The sequence below is a fragment of the Herbaspirillum lusitanum genome (assembly GCF_026127345.1).
Lineage (GTDB): Bacteria > Pseudomonadota > Gammaproteobacteria > Burkholderiales > Burkholderiaceae_D > Herbaspirillum > Herbaspirillum lusitanum.
Window position 1 is genome coordinate 194,580 of sequence record NZ_QXFG01000002.1, and the last position, 19,338, is coordinate 213,917.

Below are 19,338 nucleotides of genomic sequence, written 5' to 3' on the forward strand. Positions count from 1 at the left end.
TTTTACGTTTTTTTGCACTGCGGAACTTTTTTGCAACAGTGCGCAAGCCGGCAGCAGGCCGGATGGCATCTTGGCTATAATGTCGGGATGTTAAAACAGCGCACCATCAAGAATCTCGTCCAGACCGTCGGCGTCGGTTTGCATTCCGGCACCAAGGTCGAACTGACCCTGCGACCGGCGGCGGTCGACACCGGCATCATCTTCCGTCGGGTCGATCTCGATCCTGTCGTGGAGTTTCCCGCGTCGGCCACTGGCGTGGGCGATACGCGCATGGCGTCGGTGCTGTCGAAGGACGGTGCGCGCGTTTCGACGGTTGAACATCTGTTGTCGGCCTGCGCCGGCCTCGGCATCGACAATCTGTACATCGACCTGACCGCCGAAGAAATCCCGATCATGGACGGTTCGGCGTCGTCGTTCGTTTTTCTGCTGCAGCAAGCGGGCTTGCAGGAGCAGAACGCCGCCAAGAAATTCATCCGCGTGAAGAAGCCCGTGGAAGTGCGCGAGGGCGAAGGCGCCAAGGAGAAGTGGGCGCGCCTGGAGCCGTATAACGGCTTCAAGCTCAAGTTCTTCATCGAGTTCAACCATCCCGCAGTGGACGGCACCGGTCAGACTGCCGAAGTCGATTTCGCCATCGAGTCCTACGTCAAGGAAATCGCCCGTGCACGCACTTTCGGTTTCATGCAGGATGTGGAGACCTTGCGCGGCATGGGACTGGCGCGCGGCGGCTCGTTCGAGAACGCGATCGTGATGGACGAATACCGCATCCTCAATGCCGACGGCTTGCGTTACGAGAATGAATTCGTGCGTCACAAGATACTCGACGCCATCGGCGACCTGTACCTGATCGGTCATCCGCTGCTGGCCAGCTACAACGCCCACAAGTCCGGCCACGGCATGAACAACCAGTTGTTGCGCGCCTTGCTGGATCAGCCGGATGCGTATGACATCGTGACGTTCGACACGCTGGAATCTGCGCCGCAGACCTATGTCATGCAGGCCAAGCAGGAGTGGGCGCTTAACTAAGTAACTAAGTAAGCGTTCAGCCCTGGGCCATCCCGGTATCCCACCACCCCGCCGCCGTTCTTTCGCCAGAGCAAGAACAAGGCCGGGTTTCTTTCGGTTTTCTTCCTATTTGACGCCGGTGTTGCGGCGTACCATGTTCGCCAGTGCCGCCTTCAATGTCTGATTCTGCGGCGAGTCTTCGAGCGCGTCATTGAGCTCGGCGAATGACGACACCGCCAGGCTCGGCAGAATCAACTGCCGGCGCGGCGTCGGCGGCACCACGTAATTCTTGCCAACTTGTACTTTGATGCGGATTGCATTAACCTGCCATCCATCCTGGACCAGGCGTTCTTGCAACTTCGGCAACTGTTGCTTGAGCTTGGTCGCAAGCGCGGCATTGGGCATGCTCAGCACCAACTGGCCGCCTTCGAAATTCATGACGTCGCACGATTTGAAAATAGCCGGCAGAATCGCTGCACAACTTTTTTGCAGCGACGCCATGCGGGTAATGGCTGGCATCAGGGTCGCCATTGCATTATCGGCCCGCAAGAAATCTGTCGCGTCCCGCGGTCTGCGCCGCAATTGCGCAGCCGACGGACCACGGCGATAAGGGGTAAATGTGGAGGGATACTTCATCTTTAAACCTTATCACATCTCCCCGCGCGCGGAGGAGGGACAAGGGAGTAAAGATGCAAATTATTCTGCTGCACCCGCGCCTCACGCGTGCCCGGTCGGTCACGCTGACTTCCAGGCATGTGGTGGCGGTGCTGTTGTTCCTGATGGTGAGCATTGCGGCCTCGGCTGCGGGCCTGTCGTATCTGGTGCTGCGCCACGCCTCCGACGGCGACAGTTCGCCGATGCTGCACAAGCTGATGGTCTCGATGACGCAGCAGGAAGAAGACCGCAAGGACAAATACCTCAAGGAAAATCTCGCCGTGATGGCGGTCAAGCTCGGTGAAATGCAAGCCCAGCTGATGCGTCTCGACGCGCTCGGCGAGCGCGTGCAAGGCCTGGCCGGCGTGCGTCCGGAAGAATTCAACTTCAAGGACAAGCCGGGTCGCGGCGGCGTCGAGACGTCGTCCATCGGCGGCCCCGGACGCGAGCTCAGCATGAGCGAGCTGCAAAAAATGCTGGACGCCTTGTCGGTCGATGTCGGCCATCGTGGCGATTACATGAATGCGGTGGAGTCCACGCTGATGGGCGACAAGATCAAGTCGCGCCTGCTGCCGACCAATCCGCCGGTCAACGTCGCCTACAATTCGTCCAGCTTCGGCTGGCGCCTTGATCCATTTACCGGGCATAACGCGTTTCACGAAGGTCTGGATTTCCCGGCCTCGACCGGCACGCCCATCGTCGCCGCCGCGGCCGGCGTGGTGATCGCGGCGGAATACCATTACCAGTTCGGCAACATGCTGGAAATCGACCACGGCAACGACATCATCACGCGTTACGCGCACGCCTCGCAGCTGTTCGCGAAGGTGGGCGACATCGTCAAGCGCGGCCAGCACGTGGCCGACATCGGCACCACCGGCCGCTCCACCGGACCGCACCTGCATTTTGAAGTGCGCATCCGCGGCGTGGCGCAGGATCCGCGCAAGTTCCTCGCCCTCGGCAGTCCCGGCGGCGGACCCAAAGCGGCGCCGGTGTTCGTGGCCGGGCGCTGACCGGGCCTTGCTCCGTCAGGCATATTGAATCTTTGCGCCCCAGCCCAATCTATTGACAGTATTCAAGCGCGCATGCGTCCGGTGCGCTACAAATATTGCAACATGGGAAATTAGTTGATCGCCATTGGCGGCGAAGCTTCACAGGCGTGTCTGTACCCGGCGGGAACACTGTCCCTGGGCGCTTGCATGCTAAAATCCAAGGTTTATTGGCCTCATTCCGGTTCCGTGCGGGCAAAACTGCCGCGCAGAGTCATTTTTCGGCGCTTTTTTAGAATCCAAGCATGTCATTACTGACCCAGATTTTCGGTAGCCGCAATCAGCGGTTGCTCAAACAATATCAAAAAATTGTCCGTCAAATCAATGCGCTCGAAGCGGACATCGAGAAACTGTCGGATGCCGAGCTGCAAGCCAAGACGCCGGAGTTCAAGCAGCGTGTGGCCGATGGAACCAAGCTCGACGATATCCTGCCGGAAGCTTTCGCGGTCTGCCGCGAGGCCAGCAAGCGCGTGCTCAAGATGCGTCACTTCGACGTTCAACTGGTCGGCGGCATGGTGCTGCACTTCGGCAAGATCGCCGAAATGCGCACTGGTGAAGGCAAGACCCTGATGGCGACGCTGCCGGCGTACCTGAACGCCTTGTCGGGCAAGGGCGTGCACGTGGTGACCGTCAACGATTACCTGGCGCAACGCGATGCCGAATGGATGGGCAAGCTGTACGGCTGGCTCGGTTTGTCGACCGGCGTCAATTTGTCGCAGATGGAACACGACCTCAAGCAGGGCGCGTACGCTTCCGACATCACCTACGGCACCAATAACGAATTCGGTTTCGACTACCTGCGCGACAACATGGTGTTCGATGCGACCGATCGTGTACAGCGTGGCCTGAATTTCGCCATCGTCGATGAAGTCGACTCGATCCTGATCGACGAAGCGCGCACTCCGCTGATCATTTCCGGCCAGGCTGAAAACCATACCGATCTGTACCACAAGATCAATGGCGTGCCGCCGCTGCTGACGCTGCAGATCGGCGAAGAAACTCCGGACGGCAAGGGCAAGGTTGAAGTCCCGGGCGATTACACCAAGGACGAAAAGGGCCATCAGGTCCTGCTGACCGAAGCCGGCCACGAGCGCGCCGAACAAATCCTGACCAGCATGGGCCTGCTGCCGGAAGGCGCTTCGCTGTACGACGCCTCCAACATCTCGCTGGTGCATCACCTGTACGCCGCCTTGCGCGCCCACACGCTGTATCACAAGGATCAGCAATACGTGGTGCAGAACGGCGAAGTCGTGATCGTCGATGAATTCACCGGCCGCCTGATGACGGGGCGCCGCTGGTCCGACGGCTTGCATCAGGCTGTTGAAGCCAAGGAAGGCGTCAAGATCCAGAACGAGAACCAGACGCTGGCCTCGATCACCTTCCAGAACTATTTCCGCATGTACGGCAAGCTGTCCGGCATGACCGGCACCGCCGACACCGAAGCCTACGAATTCCAGGAAATCTACAATCTGGAAACCGTGGTGATTCCGCCCAACCGTCCAAGTGCCCGCAAGGATCGCCAGGATCAGGTCTACAAGACATCGCAAGAGAAGTACATGGCGATGGTCAAGGATATCCAGGATTGCTACGAGCGCGGCCAGCCGGTATTGGTCGGCACCACCTCGATCGAAAACTCCGAGCTGCTGTCGGGCATCCTGAACCAGTCCAAGCTGCCGCATAACGTCCTCAACGCCAAGCAACACGCGCGCGAAGCGGAAATCATTGCGCAGGCCGGACGTCCCAAGATGATCACCATCGCTACCAACATGGCCGGTCGCGGTACCGACATCGTGCTGGGCGGCAACGTCGAAAATCAGATCAAGATCATTGACGCCGATGCATCCCTGTCGGATGCCGACAAGGCGGCGCAAGCGCAAAAACTGCGCGACGAATGGCAGTCGCTGCACGACCACGTGGTCAGTGCGGGCGGTTTGCACATCATCGGCACCGAACGTCACGAATCGCGTCGCGTCGACAATCAGTTGCGCGGCCGTTCCGGTCGTCAGGGCGATCCGGGTTCTTCGCGTTTCTATCTGTCGCTGGACGACGCGCTGCTGCGCATCTTCGCCGGCGATCGCGTGCGCGCGATCATGGACCGCCTCAAGATGCCGGAAGGCGAACCGATCGAAGCCGGTATCGTTTCGCGCTCGATCGAATCGGCGCAACGCAAGGTGGAAGCGCGCAACTTCGACATCCGCAAGCAATTGCTGGAATACGATGACGTCGCCAACGACCAGCGCAAGGTGATCTACCAACAGCGTAACGAGTTGCTGGAAGCCGCCGAAATGGAAGAAATGATCACTTCGCTGCGCGAAGGCGTGTTCACCGAAGCGTTCCGCACCCACGTGCCGGAAGAGTCGGTCGAAGAGCAATGGGACATCCCGGCGCTGGAAGCTGCCCTGAGCAACGAATGGCAACTGGCCGTGCCGCTCACGGCCATCCTGGAAGCCGAGCCGAACCTGACCGACGAAGAGTTGCTCGAGCGCGTCCTGTCCGCCGCGGCAACGACGTACAAGGCCAAGGTCGACGTGGTCGGCGCCGAAGCGTTCAGCGGTTTCGAACGCAGCGTCATGCTGCAGAGCATCGACAGCCACTGGCGCGAGCATCTGGCGGCGCTGGATCATCTGCGCCAGGGTATCCATCTGCGCGGCTATGCGCAAAAGAATCCGAAACAGGAATACAAGCGCGAGGCGTTCGAACTGTTCGCCCAGATGCTCGACCTGATCAAGAACGAAGTGATCAAGATCGTCATGACGGTGCGCATCGAAAGCCGTGAGGCCATCGAAGAAGCGGAAGAAAATCTGGCGCAATCGCACGTCGAAAACGTGCACTACCAGCACGCCGATTTCGACGCCAATGCGGCGCCGGAAGAGCTGTTGGCGCCGACCGCAAATGCCGCCTCCGACGACCAGAGCCAGCAACCCCTGGTCAACGGTTTGCCGAAGGTCGGTCGCAACGATCCATGCCCATGCGGCAGCGGCAAGAAGTACAAGCAGTGCCACGGCAAGCTGGCTTAAGCAGGATAATTTCGCTGTAGCCGCCGCCGAGCCGCTCCCGATTTCGGAGCGGCTTTTCTTTTGTTCGCCGCGCCGTTAGCACAACAACGGCCGGTCCCGCGCGTGGACGACCTCGCTGCGAATTCAATCGATGGGGACGGCCCCGCAGCGTAAAGGATTGGCGATGGCCTGGATCATTCTGGTATTGGCGGGTTTGTTTGAAGTGGCGTGGGCGGTCGGGCTGAAGTACACCGACGGTTTCACGCGTTTGTTGCCGAGCGTGGCGACGCTGGCTGCGATGGCCGTCAGCGTCGGTCTGCTGGCGCTGGCGGTGAAGACTTTGCCGCTCAGCACCGCTTATGCAATCTGGACCGGCATCGGCGCGGTCGGCGCGGTCATCCTGGGTATCGTGCTGTTCCACGAATCGGCGTCGCCGGCGCGGCTGGCCTGTCTGGCGCTGATCATCGTCGGCATCATCGGTCTGAAAGTGGTCTCACCGGAATGACAACATGACAAAGAAAGCAGCAATGCGCTTTCCGACGACTTCGCTCCGCTTGCTCGCCGCCACGGCCGTGCTGCTGGCGCTGGCCGCGTGCGGCAGCGCACCGGTGTCGACACCGGCAGCTTCCGCGTTGGCGTTGCGTCAGGATGCACCGCCACGCGCAGCCTTGCTGGCGGCGGCTGAAACCGAGTGGACGTTTTTTGATCGCCAGCAGATCGACATGCGCGGCGAAGTCCTCAGCGCGCCACGCCTGGGTTTGCTGGAAGACGAAGGCGAAGCGGTGCAGCGCATCGGCATGTACTGGCAATCGGTGGGCAAGTCCTTCACCGGCGCCGATACCCAACAGGCTTGGTCGGCCGCCTTCATTTCCTACCTGATGCAGGCGGCGGGCATTTCTTCCGATGACTTCCTGGCCAGCGACGTGCACTTCAATTACCTGACTTATCTGAAGGCGCGCCAGAGTCTGCCGGCGCCGCTGTTCGTGCTGCGCCCGGCGGCCACCGAGCCGATTGCACCCGGCGACCTGATCTGCGCACCGCGCGACAGCAACCAGGCTGCCACGCTGGACGACATCCGGCCCGGCTTGCCGGGACATTGCGATCTTGTCTACGAAATCCATCCCGGGCGCGGCTGGGCCGGCGTGATCGGCGGCAACGTTTTCAATTCGGTGTCGGAGTCGCTGATCCCCATCGACGCCAATGCACGGCTGCTGCCGCTGGCGCGCCGGCCCTGGTTTGTGGTCGCCAAGAATCTGATGCCATAACACTATCCGATTACAATAACGCTCTCCCGCATTCCCTTTCACCTTTAACGCTGACTAGACAACCATGGCCGTCAATTCTCCTCTTCCCGTTTCCGCCGATCTGAAACCCGTTGCCGGCATCGAGCTGGGCTACGCCGAAGCCGGCGTACGCAAGGCCAACCGCAAGGATGTGCTGGTCATGAAACTGGCGCCCGGCGCCACCATCGCCGGTGTATTCACGCTCAACCGCTTCTGCGCCGCGCCAGTGCAAGTGTGCAAGACGCACCTGGCGCAAGCCAGCGACGCAGCGCCCATCCGCGCGCTGGTAATCAACACCGGCAACGCCAACGCCGGCACCGGCGAAGAAGGCCTGGCGCGCGCCAACGCCACCTGTGCCGAACTGGCCAACCTGCTCGGCGTGAAGCCGGAACAAGTGCTGCCATTCTCCACCGGCGTCATCCTCGAACCCTTGCCGGTCGATCGCATCAAGGCCGGTCTGCCAGCAGCAATCGCCAACCTGAAGACCGACAACTGGTTCGCCGCCGCCGAATCCATCATGACCACCGACACCCAGCCGAAAGCGGCTTCGCGTACGCTGACCATCGCCGGCAAGAAAGTCGTCATGACCGGCATCAGCAAGGGCGCCGGCATGATCAAGCCGAATATGGCGACCATGCTCGGCTACTTGGCGTTCGATGCGAAAGTGCCGCAGACGCTGCTTAACCAACTGGTCAAGGATGCTGCTGATCAGTCGTTCAATTGCATCACCATTGATGGCGACACCTCGACCAACGACTCCTTCATGCTCATCGCCACCGGTGCCGGCGAACTGGAAATCACCAGTGCCGACAGCGCCGAATACAAGGAACTGGCCGCCGCCGTCAGCGCGTTGTCGCAGAACCTCGCGCACCAGATCGTGCGCGACGGCGAAGGCGCCACCAAGTTCATCGAAGTCACCGTGGAAGACGGCAGCAGCGTCGAAGAGTGCCGCAAGATCGCCTACTCGATCGGCCATTCGCCGCTGGTCAAGACGGCGTTCTTCGCTTCCGATCCGAATCTGGGCCGTATTCTGGCGGCGATCGGCTATGCCGGCGTTGACGATCTGGACGTGTCGAAGCTGAATCTGTATCTGGACGACGTCTGGGTCGCCAAGAACGGCGGCCGCAATCCGGATTACAAGGAAGAGGACGGTCAGCGCGTCATGAAGAAGAGCGAGATCGTGGTGCGCGTGAAACTGGCGCGCGGCACGGCCAGGGCGTCGATCTGGACCTGCGACCTGTCCCATGAGTACGTCACCATCAACGCCGACTACCGCTCCTGAATTCGTTCATAAGCTACTGCGCGGCCAGGCTTTAGTTGAACGGCTTTCGGTTTTCACGAATTTTATTCACGCGCGGCGGACCGGGTTTCCGTCACAATGTGAAATTCATTGGTCCACCTTGCCCACTTGTCATGACTCAATTAGATCAGTTTCTTCAGCGCGCCGAGGCCTTGCTGGCCCGTATCGAATCCATCCTGCCGCAGTCGGCGACGTCGGTGGAGTGGGACAAGGGCGTGGCGTTTCGCTGGCGCCGTCGCAATGGCGCCAACAGCGGCGGCTATCTGCAGCCGGTGGGCCATATTTCCCACATCGCCTTGTCCGATCTGCATAACATCGGGCCGCAGAAGGAACAGATCGACCAGAACACCAAACAGTTCGTCGATGGGCGTCCGGCCAACAACGTGCTGCTGACCGGCGCGCGCGGCACCGGCAAGTCATCGCTGATCAAGGCTTGCCTGAACCAGTATGCCGATCGCGGCCTGCGCCTGATCGAGGTGGACAAGGACGACCTGCACGATTTGCCCGACATCGTCGACCTGGTGTCGGCGCGTCCGGAACGCTTCATCATCTTCTGCGACGATTTGTCCTTCGAAGAAGGCGAGAGCGGCTACAAGGCGCTCAAGGTGGCGCTCGACGGCAGCATCGCCGCGCAATCGGACAACGTGCTGATCTACGCGACCTCCAATCGCCGTCACCTGATGCCCGAGCGCATGTCGGACAACTCGACCTACACCCACACCGACGACGGCGACCTGCATCCGGGCGAAACGGTGGAAGAGAAGATCTCCCTGTCCGAGCGTTTCGGCCTGTGGGTGACCTTCTATCCGTTCAAGCAAGACGATTATCTCGAGATCGTGGCGCACTGGCTGCGTCATTTCGGCTGCGACGCCGCCCAGATCGAGTCCGCGCGCGGCGACGCCTTGCGCTGGGCCTTGCAGCGCAGCTCGCGCTCGGGTCGCGTGGCGTGGCAGTTCTCCAGAGATTACGCCGGAAAGCTGAAAGCCTGATGACGCTTGCTACGGAGGCGACCCCGCCGATCGACGTTGCCGTCGGCATCCTGATGAAGCCGAACGGCGATGTCCTGCTGGGGCAGCGTCCCGAGGGCAAGCCGTACGCCGGTTACTGGGAGTTTCCCGGCGGGAAGGTGGAAGCCGGCGAGTCGGTGCTGGATGCGCTCAAACGCGAGTTTCTGGAAGAACTCGGAATTGAAGTAGTCTCGGCCGAAGCCTGGTGCGGCGTGCAGCACATCTATCCCCACGCCCACGTGCGTTTGCATTTTTACATCAGCCGGGACTGGCGCGGCGAGCCGCAAAGCCTTGAGGGGCAGGCGTTCGCGTGGCAGGGCAGCGTGGACGTCGCACCTTTGCTGCCGGCCACGATTCCCTTGATCGAATGGATCGATAAACTGCGGCTGCCGGTCTGACGGGCGCGGGTTTGGCTGGGGCCTGAATACCGGAGTCTGGATATCAGAGTCTGACTACTGGACGGAGGAATTGTCCTCGTCCGGCTCCTGCGGCAGGTTGACGGCGGGGATCGCGTATTTTTCTTCGGCCCATGCGCCGAGATCGATTTGTTTGCAGCGTTCCGAGCAAAACGGCCGGTATTTATTCTTTTCGGTCCATTCCACCTTGGCGCCGCAAGTGGGGCAGTCTACGATTGTTGCCATGACGTCTACCTGAGTTCTATCTGAATCTGTTACTTAAAACCCGCACAACGCCAGTTCGAACGGTACTTCGCCTTCGAAAGGCTTGGGTTTCATGTCGCCGTCCTGCGAGGTGAATCTCACCCACAGCATGTACTTGTTGGCCGAAATCTCGGGGATCGCGCCCATCTCTTCATCGATCACCAGGCGCAGCATCTGGTAGATCTTTCCTTGCAGCATCTGCTGGTAACTTCCGCCTTCTGCATTGATTTTGACCGGTTGTCCCGATTCGCGCAGCAGTCGCATGACGATGCCGACAGCGTCGAACAATGGCACCAGCGGTGCAAACCAGTTGGAAATGTCGATGAAACGCTGCTCCGCCGTGCGCTTTTGCCAGGCGTAGTAAGACGGCAAGTCGAATTCGCAGGCGCCGCCGGGGATGATGGTGCGGCCGCGGATGCTCATCAACCATTCGTTTTCGCGGATGTTCTGGCCAGTCCGGCCTTGCGAGGCCGCCAAGGCGGCGCTGGCGCGATCGACTTCGCTCAGGATGGCGTTGAGCATCTCGGCTTCGACGTTCGGATTGGATTGGTAGGCCAGCAGGATTTGCTTCTGGCGTTCCAGTTCTTGCAGCAGATCGGATTTGAGGTCGGCGCGTCCAGCCACTTCGAGCATCTCGAAAATGGTGGAGAGGGCGACATGATGTTGCAGCGGGCTTTCCTGATGCAGGAAGAACACGAACTTTTCGTGCAAATCCTCCAACCGCAACAGCGTGCGAATACGCTCGTTGAAAGGGTATTCGTAAACGATCAAAGCTGCGTCCCTTTAAAGTTGAATCGGATTCGACAACGCGCTTTATGAATATGTCCTCAATGATTGCAAAATATTGAAGAGATTGCGGATATTGATAAAGCGCGCGTTCAATTTACGTGATTCTGACCCATGCAGAGGAAAATTACAAATGTCCATCGCGATTTGTTTTCGCCATGGCCAGATAGCGCGCGTGCAGGCGCTCGATTTGCGGCAGCAACGCAGCGGTATCGCCATTGTTTTCGATGACGTCGTCGGCGGCGGCGAGTCGTTCGGCGCGCGTCGCCTGGGCCGCCATGATGGCTTCGACCTGCGCTCGCGTCATGCCGTTGCGTTGCATGACGCGGGCGATCTGGATGTCTTCGCTGCAATCGACAACCAGGATGCGCGAGGTGCGCGTGCGCCATTGCCCGGACTCGACCAGCAGCGGCACCACGAAGATCAGGTAATCGCCGCGCGCCTCTTGCGCCGCGCGCGCGGTCTCGCTGCGGATCAGCGGATGCAGCACGGCCTCCAGCCGTTTGCGCGCGCCGGCGTCGGCGAATACATGGGCGCGCATGCGGGTGCGGTCCATGGCGCCGTCGGCGCCGATGAAGTGGTCGCCGAATGTTGTGCGGATGGCGTCAATCGCTGCCCCTCCCGGCGCGGTCAGCTGATGGGCGATGGCGTCGGTATCGATCAGCGCGGCGCCGCGCTCGCCGAACAGGTCGGCGACGGTGGTCTTGCCGCTGCCGATGCCGCCGGTCAGGCCGATGGAAAAGGGCGTTGCGCCGGCGCTGGAGGAAATGTCGTTCATCAATACGATCCGAATGAAAGCAGGGATTTGCCGTACAGCAGCATCAGTACGCCGCCCAGCGCCAGATAGGGACCGAACGGAATGCTCTGGTCTTTGCTGTGCTTGCGCAGAATGACCATGCCGATGCCCACCACGGCGCCGGTGCAGGATGCCAACACCAGGATCAGCGGCAGCGCTTGCCAACCCAGCCAGGCGCCGAGCGCCGCCAGCAGCTTGAAGTCGCCGTAGCCCATGCCTTCCTTGCCGGTGGCTAGCCTGAAGATCCAGTAAATGCTCCAGAGTACAAGATAACCGGCGGCCGCGCCGATGACGGCGTCGGCCAGCGGTACGAAGACGCCGCCCAGGTTGACCAGTAGCCCCAGCCACAGCAGCGGCAGCGTCAGGCTGTCGGGCAGCAACTGGGTATGGGCGTCGATGAAGCCCAGCGCGATCAGGAAATAGAGGAAGGCCAGCGCGGCGACGCCTTCCAGGCCGAGGCCGAAATGCCACGCCGTCAATGCCGACAGCAGCGCCGTGAGGATTTCCACCGCCGGATAGCGACGCGAAATGGCCGTGCCGCACGCGGCGCAGCGGCCACGCAGCAGCAGATAACCGAGCAGCGGAATATTGTGCCGGGGAGCGACCGGCGCTGCGCAATGCGGGCAGGCCGAACGCGGCGTCCACAAATTGTAGCGCTCGCCGTGCGGCAGGCTGTGCCCAGCTTCGTGGGCCAGGTAGTTCTCGGCTTCGCGTTGCATCATCTGCGGCAGCCGGTGGATGACGACGTTGAGGAAGCTGCCGATCAGCAGTCCTGCGCAGGCGGCCAGCGCCGCGGCAACGGCATTGCCGCCGCCGTGCGTGTCGGCAAGGGTCAGCAGTTCGAACATCAGATAACGGATCCCAGTTTGAAAATAGGCAGGTACATCGCAATCACCAGGCCGCCGATGACGACGCCCAATACCAGCATGATAAAGGGTTCCATCAGTGTGGAGATGGTAGCGACCGCTTCGTCGACCTCGATTTCATAGAAATCGGCCACTTTGGCCAGCATCTGGTCGAGCGCGCCGGATTCCTCGCCGATGGCGACCATCTGGCCGACCAGCTCCGGAAACAGCCGGGTGCCTTCGATCGCCGCCGCCAGGCTGGCGCCGTCTCCGACCTCGCGGCCGATGGCGGCGGTGGCTTCGGCATAGACCGCGTTGGCGGCAGCGCCGCGTACCGACAGCAGGGCGTCGACCAGCGGCACGCCGGCGGCAAACAAGGTCGCCAGCGTGCGGCTCCAGCGTGCCAGCGCCGCCTTGCGCACGACGTTGCCCAACACCGGCAGTCGCAGCAGCCAGCGGTCGGTCCGGGCTTGCAAGGCCGGCGACCTGCGCCATGCCTGCAGCAGCCAGGCGCCGGCGCCGCCAACCGTAGCGGCCATCATCCACCAGTACTTCGTCAGGAAATCCGAAATCGCGATGACGATCAGCGTCGGTAGCGGCAACGCGGCGCCGAAGCTGCCGAATACTTCCTTGAACGACGGCACCACCCAGATCATGATGATGGACGTCACCAGCACGGCGAACGCCACGATGGCGACCGGATAGACCAGTGCGGCGCGCACTTTGCTGCGCGTGGCCAGCGTCTTTTCCTTGTAATGGGCCAGTCGCGCCAGCAGCTCGTCGAGCAGGCCGGCTTGTTCGCCGGCCGTGACCAGGCTGCAATACAGCGCGTCGAACTGGCGCGGGTGGCGGCCGAAAGCCTGGTGCAGGCTGCTGCCGCCTTCGACGTCGGCGCGCAGTCCGGCGACCAGCCGCGCCAGCGCCGGATTGGCCTGGCTGCGTGCGACGATATCGAACGACTGCAGCAGCGGCACGCCGGCCTTGAGCATGGTGGCGAGCTGGCGTGTGAACAGCGCGATGTCCTTTTCACCGATGCGCTTGTCGCGCTGAACGTTTTTCTTGCGGATCGACGTCGGCTGGATGCCCTGGCGCCGCAACATCGCGCCGACCAGCGCCGGGCCGCCGGCGCGCATTTCGCCGCGTGCGGACTTGCCCTGGCGGTCGCGGCCTTCCCACGCATACAGATCGTCGCGCACGGCGGTCATGCCGGTGCGTCCGTCAACACTGTCACAGATTGGTGCATGCGAGGATTTCCTCCAGGCTGGTCAATCCCTCGCGCACTTTTTGCAGGCCCGCCTGGCGCAGCGTGAGCACCCCTTCGCGCACCGCCTGCGCTTCGATGTCGGGCGCAGTGGCATGGGCCAGGATCAGGCCTTCGATGGCTTCGCTGATCGGCATGACCTGGTAAATCCCGACGCGTCCCTTGTAGCCCGTGTCGCCGCAGCGCCGGCAACCTGCGGCGCGATACGGAGTCCAGCCGCCGTTCAGGTCTGCTGCGCAGAAGCCGGCTTCGCGCAGCGCCGCCAGGGGGATGTCCGTCGGCTGTTTGCAGCCGCACAGCCGGCGCGCCAGCCGTTGCGCGGTGATCATGATCACCGATGACGCCACGTTGAACGCCGGCACGCCCATGTTCATCAGGCGCGTCAGGGTCGACGGCGCATCGTTGGTGTGCAGCGTGGAAAACACCAGATGCCCGGTCTGCGCCGCCTTGACGGCGATGTCGGCGGTCTCGGGATCGCGGATCTCGCCCACCATGATCACGTCCGGATCCTGGCGCAGGAAGGCGCGCAGCGCGATCGGGAAGGTCAGTCCGGCGCGCTGGTTGACGTTGACCTGGTTGATGCCGGGCAGGCTGATTTCAGCCGGATCCTCGACCGTGGAAATATTGGTGCCGGGCTGGTTCAGGAGGCTGAGGCAACTGTACAGCGACACCGTCTTGCCCGAGCCGGTCGGCCCCGTCATCAGCACCATCCCGTAAGGGCGGCGGATCGCCTGCAGCAGCAATTCCTTTTGCGCGTCGTTGTAGCCGAGCGCATCGATGCCCAGCTGCGAGTGGCTGGCATCCAGGATGCGCATGACGATCTTTTCACCGAACAGTGTCGGCAGCGTCGACACGCGGAAATCGATGGCGCGCGTCGACGACAACGACAGTTTCATGCGGCCGTCCTGCGGCATGCGTTTTTCGGCGATGTCGAGACCGGAGATGATCTTGATGTGCGAGGCCAGCTTGTCCTTCATCGATAGCGGCGGTTCGACGATGTCGCGCAACTGGCCGTCGACGCGGAAGCGGATGCGGCAATGCTTTTCGAACGGTTCGAAATGCAGGTCCGAAGCGCCGAGGTTGACGGCGTCGAGCAGGATCTTCTGCAGGTAATTGACGGCGGAGGCGTCGTCGAAATCAGGTAAGGACGGGGAGGCGGAAGCAAGTCCGGAAGAAGCAGCAGAAGCGCGCTGGAGCATGGTGACGGTGCCGGCAAGAGTCGAAAAAATCGAGAGAGCGACCGGCGTTGCACCGGCGTCTTGCTGGCATCGTCGTATCGTATCGTATCGGGAGTGCATCGGGGGTGAACCTGAAGCGACCGATGATGCGGCTTGCGTACCGCCTTGTAAATCGTAGCTATTCGGCTTTCGGCGTTTTTGCAGTGGTCGGCGCGAACAGCTTGACCACTTTGATGGCCTGGTTCTGGACCTGGACGATTTCGATGATGCAGCCGGCGATGCGCACCGACACGTTGGCTTCGGGGATGTCGCGCAACCATTCCAGCAGCAGGCCGTTGAGCGTCTTGGGCCCGTCCAGCGGCAGGCTCAGCCCCAGGCGCTTGTTGATGTCGCGCAAGGTGGTGGCGCCTTCCAGCAGGCATTCGCCGTCCTTGTTCCAGGCGAAACTGTCGGCACGGGCGGCGCCCGGCACCGAGGTGGTGAACTCGCCGATCATTTCCTCGATGATGTCTTCCAGCGTCACCAGGCCCTGCACTTCGCCGTACTCGTCGACGATGATGCCGAGGCGTTCGTGGTTTTCCTGGAAGTACTGCAGCTGCGTGAAGACGTCGGTGTCCTGCGGGATGAAATACGGCGCGCTCAGCAGCGCGCGAATTTCTTCACTGGTGATTTCCTCATCCTGGCTGAACAGCATGATCGCCTTGCGCACGTGCAGGATGCCGACGATCTGGTTGATCTCGCCTTCGTAGACCGGCAGCTTGTTGTGATAGCAGGTCGCCAGCTGGTTGCGGATTTCATCGATGGAGACCGACAGGTTGAGCGCCTCGACCTGGGCGCGCGGCGTCATGACGTCTTCCACCGAAATCTTCTCGAGGTCGAACAGGTTGAGCAGGATGCTCTTGTGCTTCTGCGGAATGAAGTTGCCGCCTTCGAGCACGATCGAGCGCAGCTCTTCAGGCGACAGGCGCTGCTCATGGGAGCGGCCGCTGGCCTTGATGTGGATGATGCGCAGGATCGTCGACACGATGATGTTGACCACCCACAGCAGCGGCTTGGCCAGCGCCATCAGCGGCTTGAGGAAGAAGCCGGTAAACAGCGAGATGCGTTCCGGATAGGTGGCGCCGATGATCTTCGGCACGATTTCGGCAAAGACGATCAGCAGGCCGGCCACGCAGGCGGTGGCGATGGTGATGACTTTTTCGTGGTTGCCGAATGCGGTGATCGCCAGCGCCGTGACCAGCGCCGTCGCCAGCGCATTGATCAGCGTATTGGCGATCAGGATCAGCGACAGCAGCCGGTCGGTGCGTTCAAGCAGCCACAGCAGCGTGATGGCGCGCTTGTTGCCATGCTTGGCTAGATGCCTGAGGCGATGCCGGTTGGCAGCCATCAGGGCGGTCTCGGTCATGGAAAAGAATGCCGAGCAAAGAATCAGAAGTGCCAGTGCAAGAATTTGCACCCATATGGGCACGGTATCCAAAGGGTCACCGTAAGGGAAGTTGATGTAGTCGCCTGCTCCGGCAACGGGTACGAGCCCGGTTCCGTGACGCAAACGAAGCTGGATTCTAACATCAATTGGGCAGGGCGGAACCCGAGGCGAAGATCGTCCGGGACCCGGGTTGTTCTTATGCAGAGACGGTCGCGATAGCCTGGGCGACCCGTTCGATATTGCCCGAATTGACCGCCGCCACGCAGATGCGACCGGTGTCGAGGGTGTAGATGGCGTACTCCTCGCGCAGCCTGCGCACCTGCTCCTTGTCCAGGCCGGTATAGGAAAACAGCCCAGACTGGCGCGTCAGGAACGAGAAATCCCGACCCGGCGCCAGCGCCTCCAGTCGCAATCGCAAGTCGCGCCGGGTGGTGCGGATGCGCTCCCGCATGGCCGCCAGCTCTTGCTCCCACATGGCGCGTAGCGGCGCCGAGCCAAGCACCGTCGCAACCAGGCGGGCGCCGTGTTCCGGCGGGCTGGAGTAGTTGGTGCGGATGGTGCGTTTCAGTTGCGACTGCAGCCGCGCCGCTGCGTCGGCGTCGGCCGCGACCACGCTCAGCGCGCCGATGCGTTCGCCATACAGCGAAAATGATTTGGAAAAGGTACTCGACACGAAAACCGTCAGTCCGCCGTCGGCAAAGCGGCGCACTACCTTGCCGTCTGCGGCGAGACCGGCGCCGAAGCCCTGGTATGCCATGTCGAGGAAGGGAATCAATCCGCGCCGGGCGATGACGCCCAGCACCTGTTCCCATCGGCCTTCGTCGAGGTCGAGCCCGGTCGGGTTGTGGCAGCAGGCGTGCAGCAACACGATATTACCGGTCGGAACATGTTCCAGCGCCTCCAGCATGGCGGCAAAGTCGATGCCGTTGCCGGCCGCATCGTAGTAGGGATAGTGATTGACGACAAAGCCGGCGGATTCGAACAGCGCGGCGTGGTTTTCCCAGCTGGGATTGCTGATCCAGACCTGGGCCTCAGGGAAGAATCGCCTGAAAAAATCCGCGCCGACTTTCAGCGCGCCGGTACCGCCGGCGGTCTGCAGCGTGACCACGCGTTGTTCCGCCAGCGCAGTGCAGCCGTCGAACAGCAACGCCCCGACCGCCTTGTTGTACGCCGCCAGGCCGTCGATGGGCAGGTAGGTGTGCGGCTTTGGATCCAGCTGCAAAGCCGCTTCGGCCGCACGCACGCAATCCAGCAGCGGCACCTTGCCGCGGTCGTCGTAGTACACGCCGACGCCGAGATTGATCTTGTCCGGATGCGTGCTCTGGTTATAGGCCTCGGTGACGCCGAGGATGGGATCGCGCGGCGCCATCGCGACCGACGACAACAGCGACAGGGTGGTGGAGTGATTCATGGCTAAGGAAGAGAAGTAGACGGGGGGATTCAACCGAGTTGCCGGACCAGCTCAGGCACGACCTCGAACAAGTCGCCGACGATGCCGTAATCGGCCACCGAGAAGATCGGCGCTTCTTCATCCTTGTTGATCGCCACGATCACCTTGGAATCCTTCATGCCCGCCAGATGCTGGATCGCGCCGGAGATGCCGACCGCGATATACAGCTGCGGCGCCACGATCTTGCCGGTCTGACCCACTTGCCAGTCGTTCGGCACATAGCCCGCGTCGACCGCGGCGCGCGATGCGCCCATGGCGGCATTGAGCTTGTCGGCCAGCGGTTCCAGGATCTTGAAGCTTTCCGACGAACCCATGCCGCGACCGCCGGAGACGATGATCTTGGCGGCGGTCAGTTCAGGGCGATCCGACTTCGCCACTTCGCGCGAGACGAAGCTGGACTTGCCGAAGTCGGCGACGGCCGTCAGCGATTCGACTGCGGCGCTGCCACCTGTTGCTGCTGCATCGAAGCCGGTCGTGCGTACCGTGATGACCTTGATGGCGTCGGTCGATTGCACGGTGGCGATCGCATTGCCGGCGTAGATCGGACGCTCGAACGTATCAGGGCTGTCGACCCTGGTGATTTCGGAAATCTGCGCCACGTCCAGCTTGGCGGCCACGCGCGGCAGGATGTTCTTACCGTAGGCGGTGGCCGGGGCCAGGATGTGAGTGTAGTCCCTGGCGATGGCCAGCGCTTGCTCGGCAACGTTCTCGGCGAGGCCGTCGGCGAATTGCGGCGCGTCGGCCAGCAGGACCTTTGTTACGCCAGTAATCTGGGCTGCGGCATCAGCAGCTGCTTTCGCGTTATGACCTGCCACGAGGACGTGGACGTCGCCGCCGGCCGCTTTTTGCGTTTGTACGGCGGCGGTGATGGTGTTCAGTGTGCTGCCTTTCAGGCTGGCATTATCGTGTTCTGCAATGACAAGTGCGGTCATGTTGTCTCTTCCTTAAATGACTTTGGCTTCGTTTCTGAGCTTGGCCACCAAGGTGGCGACGTCAGGCACCTTCACGCCTGCGCTGCGCTTGGCCGGCTCGGCGACCTTGAGCGTCTTGACGCGCGGGGCGACGTCCACGCCCAGGTCTTCCGGCTTGACGATGTCCAGGGTCTTCTTCTTGGCCTTCATGATATTGGGCAACGTGACGTAGCGCGGTTCGTTCAGGCGCAGGTCGGTGGTGACGATGGCGGGCAAGGTCAGCGACAGGGTTTCGAGGCCGCCGTCGACTTCGCGCGTCACGGAAACTTTGCCGTCTTCGACCACAACCTTGGAAGCAAAGGTCGCCTGCGGCCAGCCCAGCAGCGCCGCCAGCATCTGGCCGGTCTGGTTGGAATCGTCGTCGATGGCTTGCTTGCCGAGGATGATCAGTTGCGGTTGCTCCTTGTCTGCCAGCGCCTTGAGCAGCTTGGCCACGGCCAGCGGTTGCAGGTCGAGGTCGGCCGGTGTTTCCACCAGGATGCCGCGGTCGGCGCCGATGGCCATCGCAGTGCGCAGGGTTTCCTGGCATTGCGTCACGCCGCAGGAGACGGCGATGACTTCGGTGACCTTGCCGGCCTCCTTCAGACGCGTGGCTTCTTCCACTGCAATCTCGTCGAAGGGGTTCATCGACATCTTGACGTTGGCGATGTCCACACCGCTACCGTCGGATTTGACGCG

The 19,338-nt window shown here is 61.7% G+C and carries 19 protein-coding genes; 8 read left to right on the top strand and 11 right to left on the bottom strand.

Annotated elements, in window-relative coordinates:
- The first annotated feature begins 87 nt into the window (after positions 1–87).
- On the top strand, positions 88–1,023 hold the full coding sequence (gene lpxC / locus DXT88_RS01115; RefSeq protein ID WP_016835715.1) for a UDP-3-O-acyl-N-acetylglucosamine deacetylase: 936 nt from the start codon (positions 88–90) through the stop codon (positions 1,021–1,023).
- Positions 1,024–1,128: 105 nt separating this feature from the next.
- Here lpxC and DXT88_RS01120 read toward each other — a convergent pair whose 3' ends face one another.
- Positions 1,129–1,521 carry a DciA family protein gene (locus tag DXT88_RS01120; RefSeq protein WP_321161089.1) on the bottom strand — a complete coding sequence of 131 codons (393 nt, stop codon included), beginning with the start codon at positions 1,519–1,521 and terminating at the stop codon, positions 1,129–1,131.
- A 170-nt stretch (positions 1,522–1,691) separates the two neighbouring features.
- Here DXT88_RS01120 and DXT88_RS01125 point away from each other — a divergent pair, with 170 nt between their 5' ends.
- The 7 genes from DXT88_RS01125 to DXT88_RS01155 all read left to right on the top strand — a co-directional run bounded on the left by DXT88_RS01125 (position 1,692) and on the right by DXT88_RS01155 (position 9,686).
- The gene (locus DXT88_RS01125) at positions 1,692–2,666 is read left to right on the top strand and encodes a M23 family metallopeptidase (protein ID WP_016835714.1); all 975 of its coding nucleotides are present in this window, start codon (positions 1,692–1,694) and stop codon (positions 2,664–2,666) included.
- Between the two features lie 281 nt (positions 2,667–2,947).
- Positions 2,948–5,719, top strand: a complete 2,772-nt coding sequence (gene secA / locus DXT88_RS01130; protein ID WP_265211112.1) for a preprotein translocase subunit SecA — start codon at positions 2,948–2,950, stop codon at positions 5,717–5,719.
- A 163-nt stretch (positions 5,720–5,882) separates the two neighbouring features.
- The gene (gene sugE, locus DXT88_RS01135) at positions 5,883–6,203 is read left to right on the top strand and encodes a quaternary ammonium compound efflux SMR transporter SugE (RefSeq protein ID WP_029363820.1); all 321 of its coding nucleotides are present in this window, start codon (positions 5,883–5,885) and stop codon (positions 6,201–6,203) included.
- Between the two features lie 4 nt (positions 6,204–6,207).
- On the top strand, positions 6,208–6,963 hold the full coding sequence (locus tag DXT88_RS01140; RefSeq protein ID WP_265211114.1) for a DUF2272 domain-containing protein: 756 nt from the start codon (positions 6,208–6,210) through the stop codon (positions 6,961–6,963).
- 64 nt (positions 6,964–7,027) lie between these two features.
- Positions 7,028–8,263 carry a bifunctional glutamate N-acetyltransferase/amino-acid acetyltransferase ArgJ gene (gene argJ / locus DXT88_RS01145; protein ID WP_265211115.1) on the top strand — a complete coding sequence of 412 codons (1,236 nt, stop codon included), beginning with the start codon at positions 7,028–7,030 and terminating at the stop codon, positions 8,261–8,263.
- Positions 8,264–8,394: 131 nt separating this feature from the next.
- Entirely contained in the window at positions 8,395–9,270 is an 876-nt protein-coding gene (locus DXT88_RS01150; RefSeq protein ID WP_029363817.1) for an ATP-binding protein, read from the top strand.
- Positions 9,270–9,686 carry an NUDIX domain-containing protein gene (locus DXT88_RS01155; protein ID WP_116436637.1) on the top strand — a complete coding sequence of 139 codons (417 nt, stop codon included), beginning with the start codon at positions 9,270–9,272 and terminating at the stop codon, positions 9,684–9,686. The genes DXT88_RS01150 and DXT88_RS01155 overlap by 1 nt, the downstream gene beginning before the upstream one ends.
- Before the next feature lie 54 nt (positions 9,687–9,740).
- Here DXT88_RS01155 and yacG read toward each other — a convergent pair whose 3' ends face one another.
- From yacG to DXT88_RS01205, 10 genes are all read right to left on the bottom strand, one after another.
- The gene (gene yacG / locus DXT88_RS01160) at positions 9,741–9,929 is read right to left on the bottom strand and encodes a DNA gyrase inhibitor YacG (RefSeq protein ID WP_029363816.1); all 189 of its coding nucleotides are present in this window, start codon (positions 9,927–9,929) and stop codon (positions 9,741–9,743) included.
- A gap of 33 nt (positions 9,930–9,962) precedes the next feature.
- Positions 9,963–10,718 carry a cell division protein ZapD gene (gene zapD / locus DXT88_RS01165; protein ID WP_016835705.1) on the bottom strand — a complete coding sequence of 252 codons (756 nt, stop codon included), beginning with the start codon at positions 10,716–10,718 and terminating at the stop codon, positions 9,963–9,965.
- A 142-nt stretch (positions 10,719–10,860) separates the two neighbouring features.
- A complete protein-coding gene (gene coaE, locus DXT88_RS01170) occupies positions 10,861–11,511 on the bottom strand; it encodes a dephospho-CoA kinase (protein ID WP_265211120.1) in 651 nt (216 codons plus the stop codon).
- Complete coding sequence (locus DXT88_RS01175; protein ID WP_265211121.1) at positions 11,511–12,377, bottom strand: prepilin peptidase; 867 nt, start codon at positions 12,375–12,377, stop codon at positions 11,511–11,513. The genes coaE and DXT88_RS01175 overlap by 1 nt, the downstream gene beginning before the upstream one ends.
- Positions 12,377–13,579: a type II secretion system F family protein gene (locus DXT88_RS01180; protein WP_265211123.1), complete on the bottom strand. Its 1,203-nt coding sequence runs from the start codon at positions 13,577–13,579 to the stop codon at positions 12,377–12,379. Before DXT88_RS01180 ends, DXT88_RS01175 begins: the two co-directional genes overlap by 1 nt.
- 22 nt (positions 13,580–13,601) lie before the next feature.
- Entirely contained in the window at positions 13,602–14,933 is a 1,332-nt protein-coding gene (locus DXT88_RS01185; protein ID WP_265211124.1) for an ATPase, T2SS/T4P/T4SS family, read from the bottom strand.
- A gap of 58 nt (positions 14,934–14,991) precedes the next feature.
- Positions 14,992–16,290 carry an HlyC/CorC family transporter gene (locus DXT88_RS01190; RefSeq protein ID WP_265211126.1) on the bottom strand — a complete coding sequence of 433 codons (1,299 nt, stop codon included), beginning with the start codon at positions 16,288–16,290 and terminating at the stop codon, positions 14,992–14,994.
- 145 nt (positions 16,291–16,435) lie between these two features.
- Entirely contained in the window at positions 16,436–17,650 is a 1,215-nt protein-coding gene (locus tag DXT88_RS01195) for an amino acid aminotransferase (protein ID WP_265211127.1), read from the bottom strand.
- Between the two features lie 29 nt (positions 17,651–17,679).
- Positions 17,680–18,621, bottom strand: a complete 942-nt coding sequence (locus DXT88_RS01200) for an electron transfer flavoprotein subunit alpha/FixB family protein (RefSeq protein ID WP_265211128.1) — start codon at positions 18,619–18,621, stop codon at positions 17,680–17,682.
- Positions 18,622–18,633: 12 nt separating this feature from the next.
- Positions 18,634–19,338 (bottom strand): electron transfer flavoprotein subunit beta/FixA family protein (locus DXT88_RS01205; RefSeq protein ID WP_265211129.1); only part of this gene is annotated, 705 nt, incomplete at its 5' end.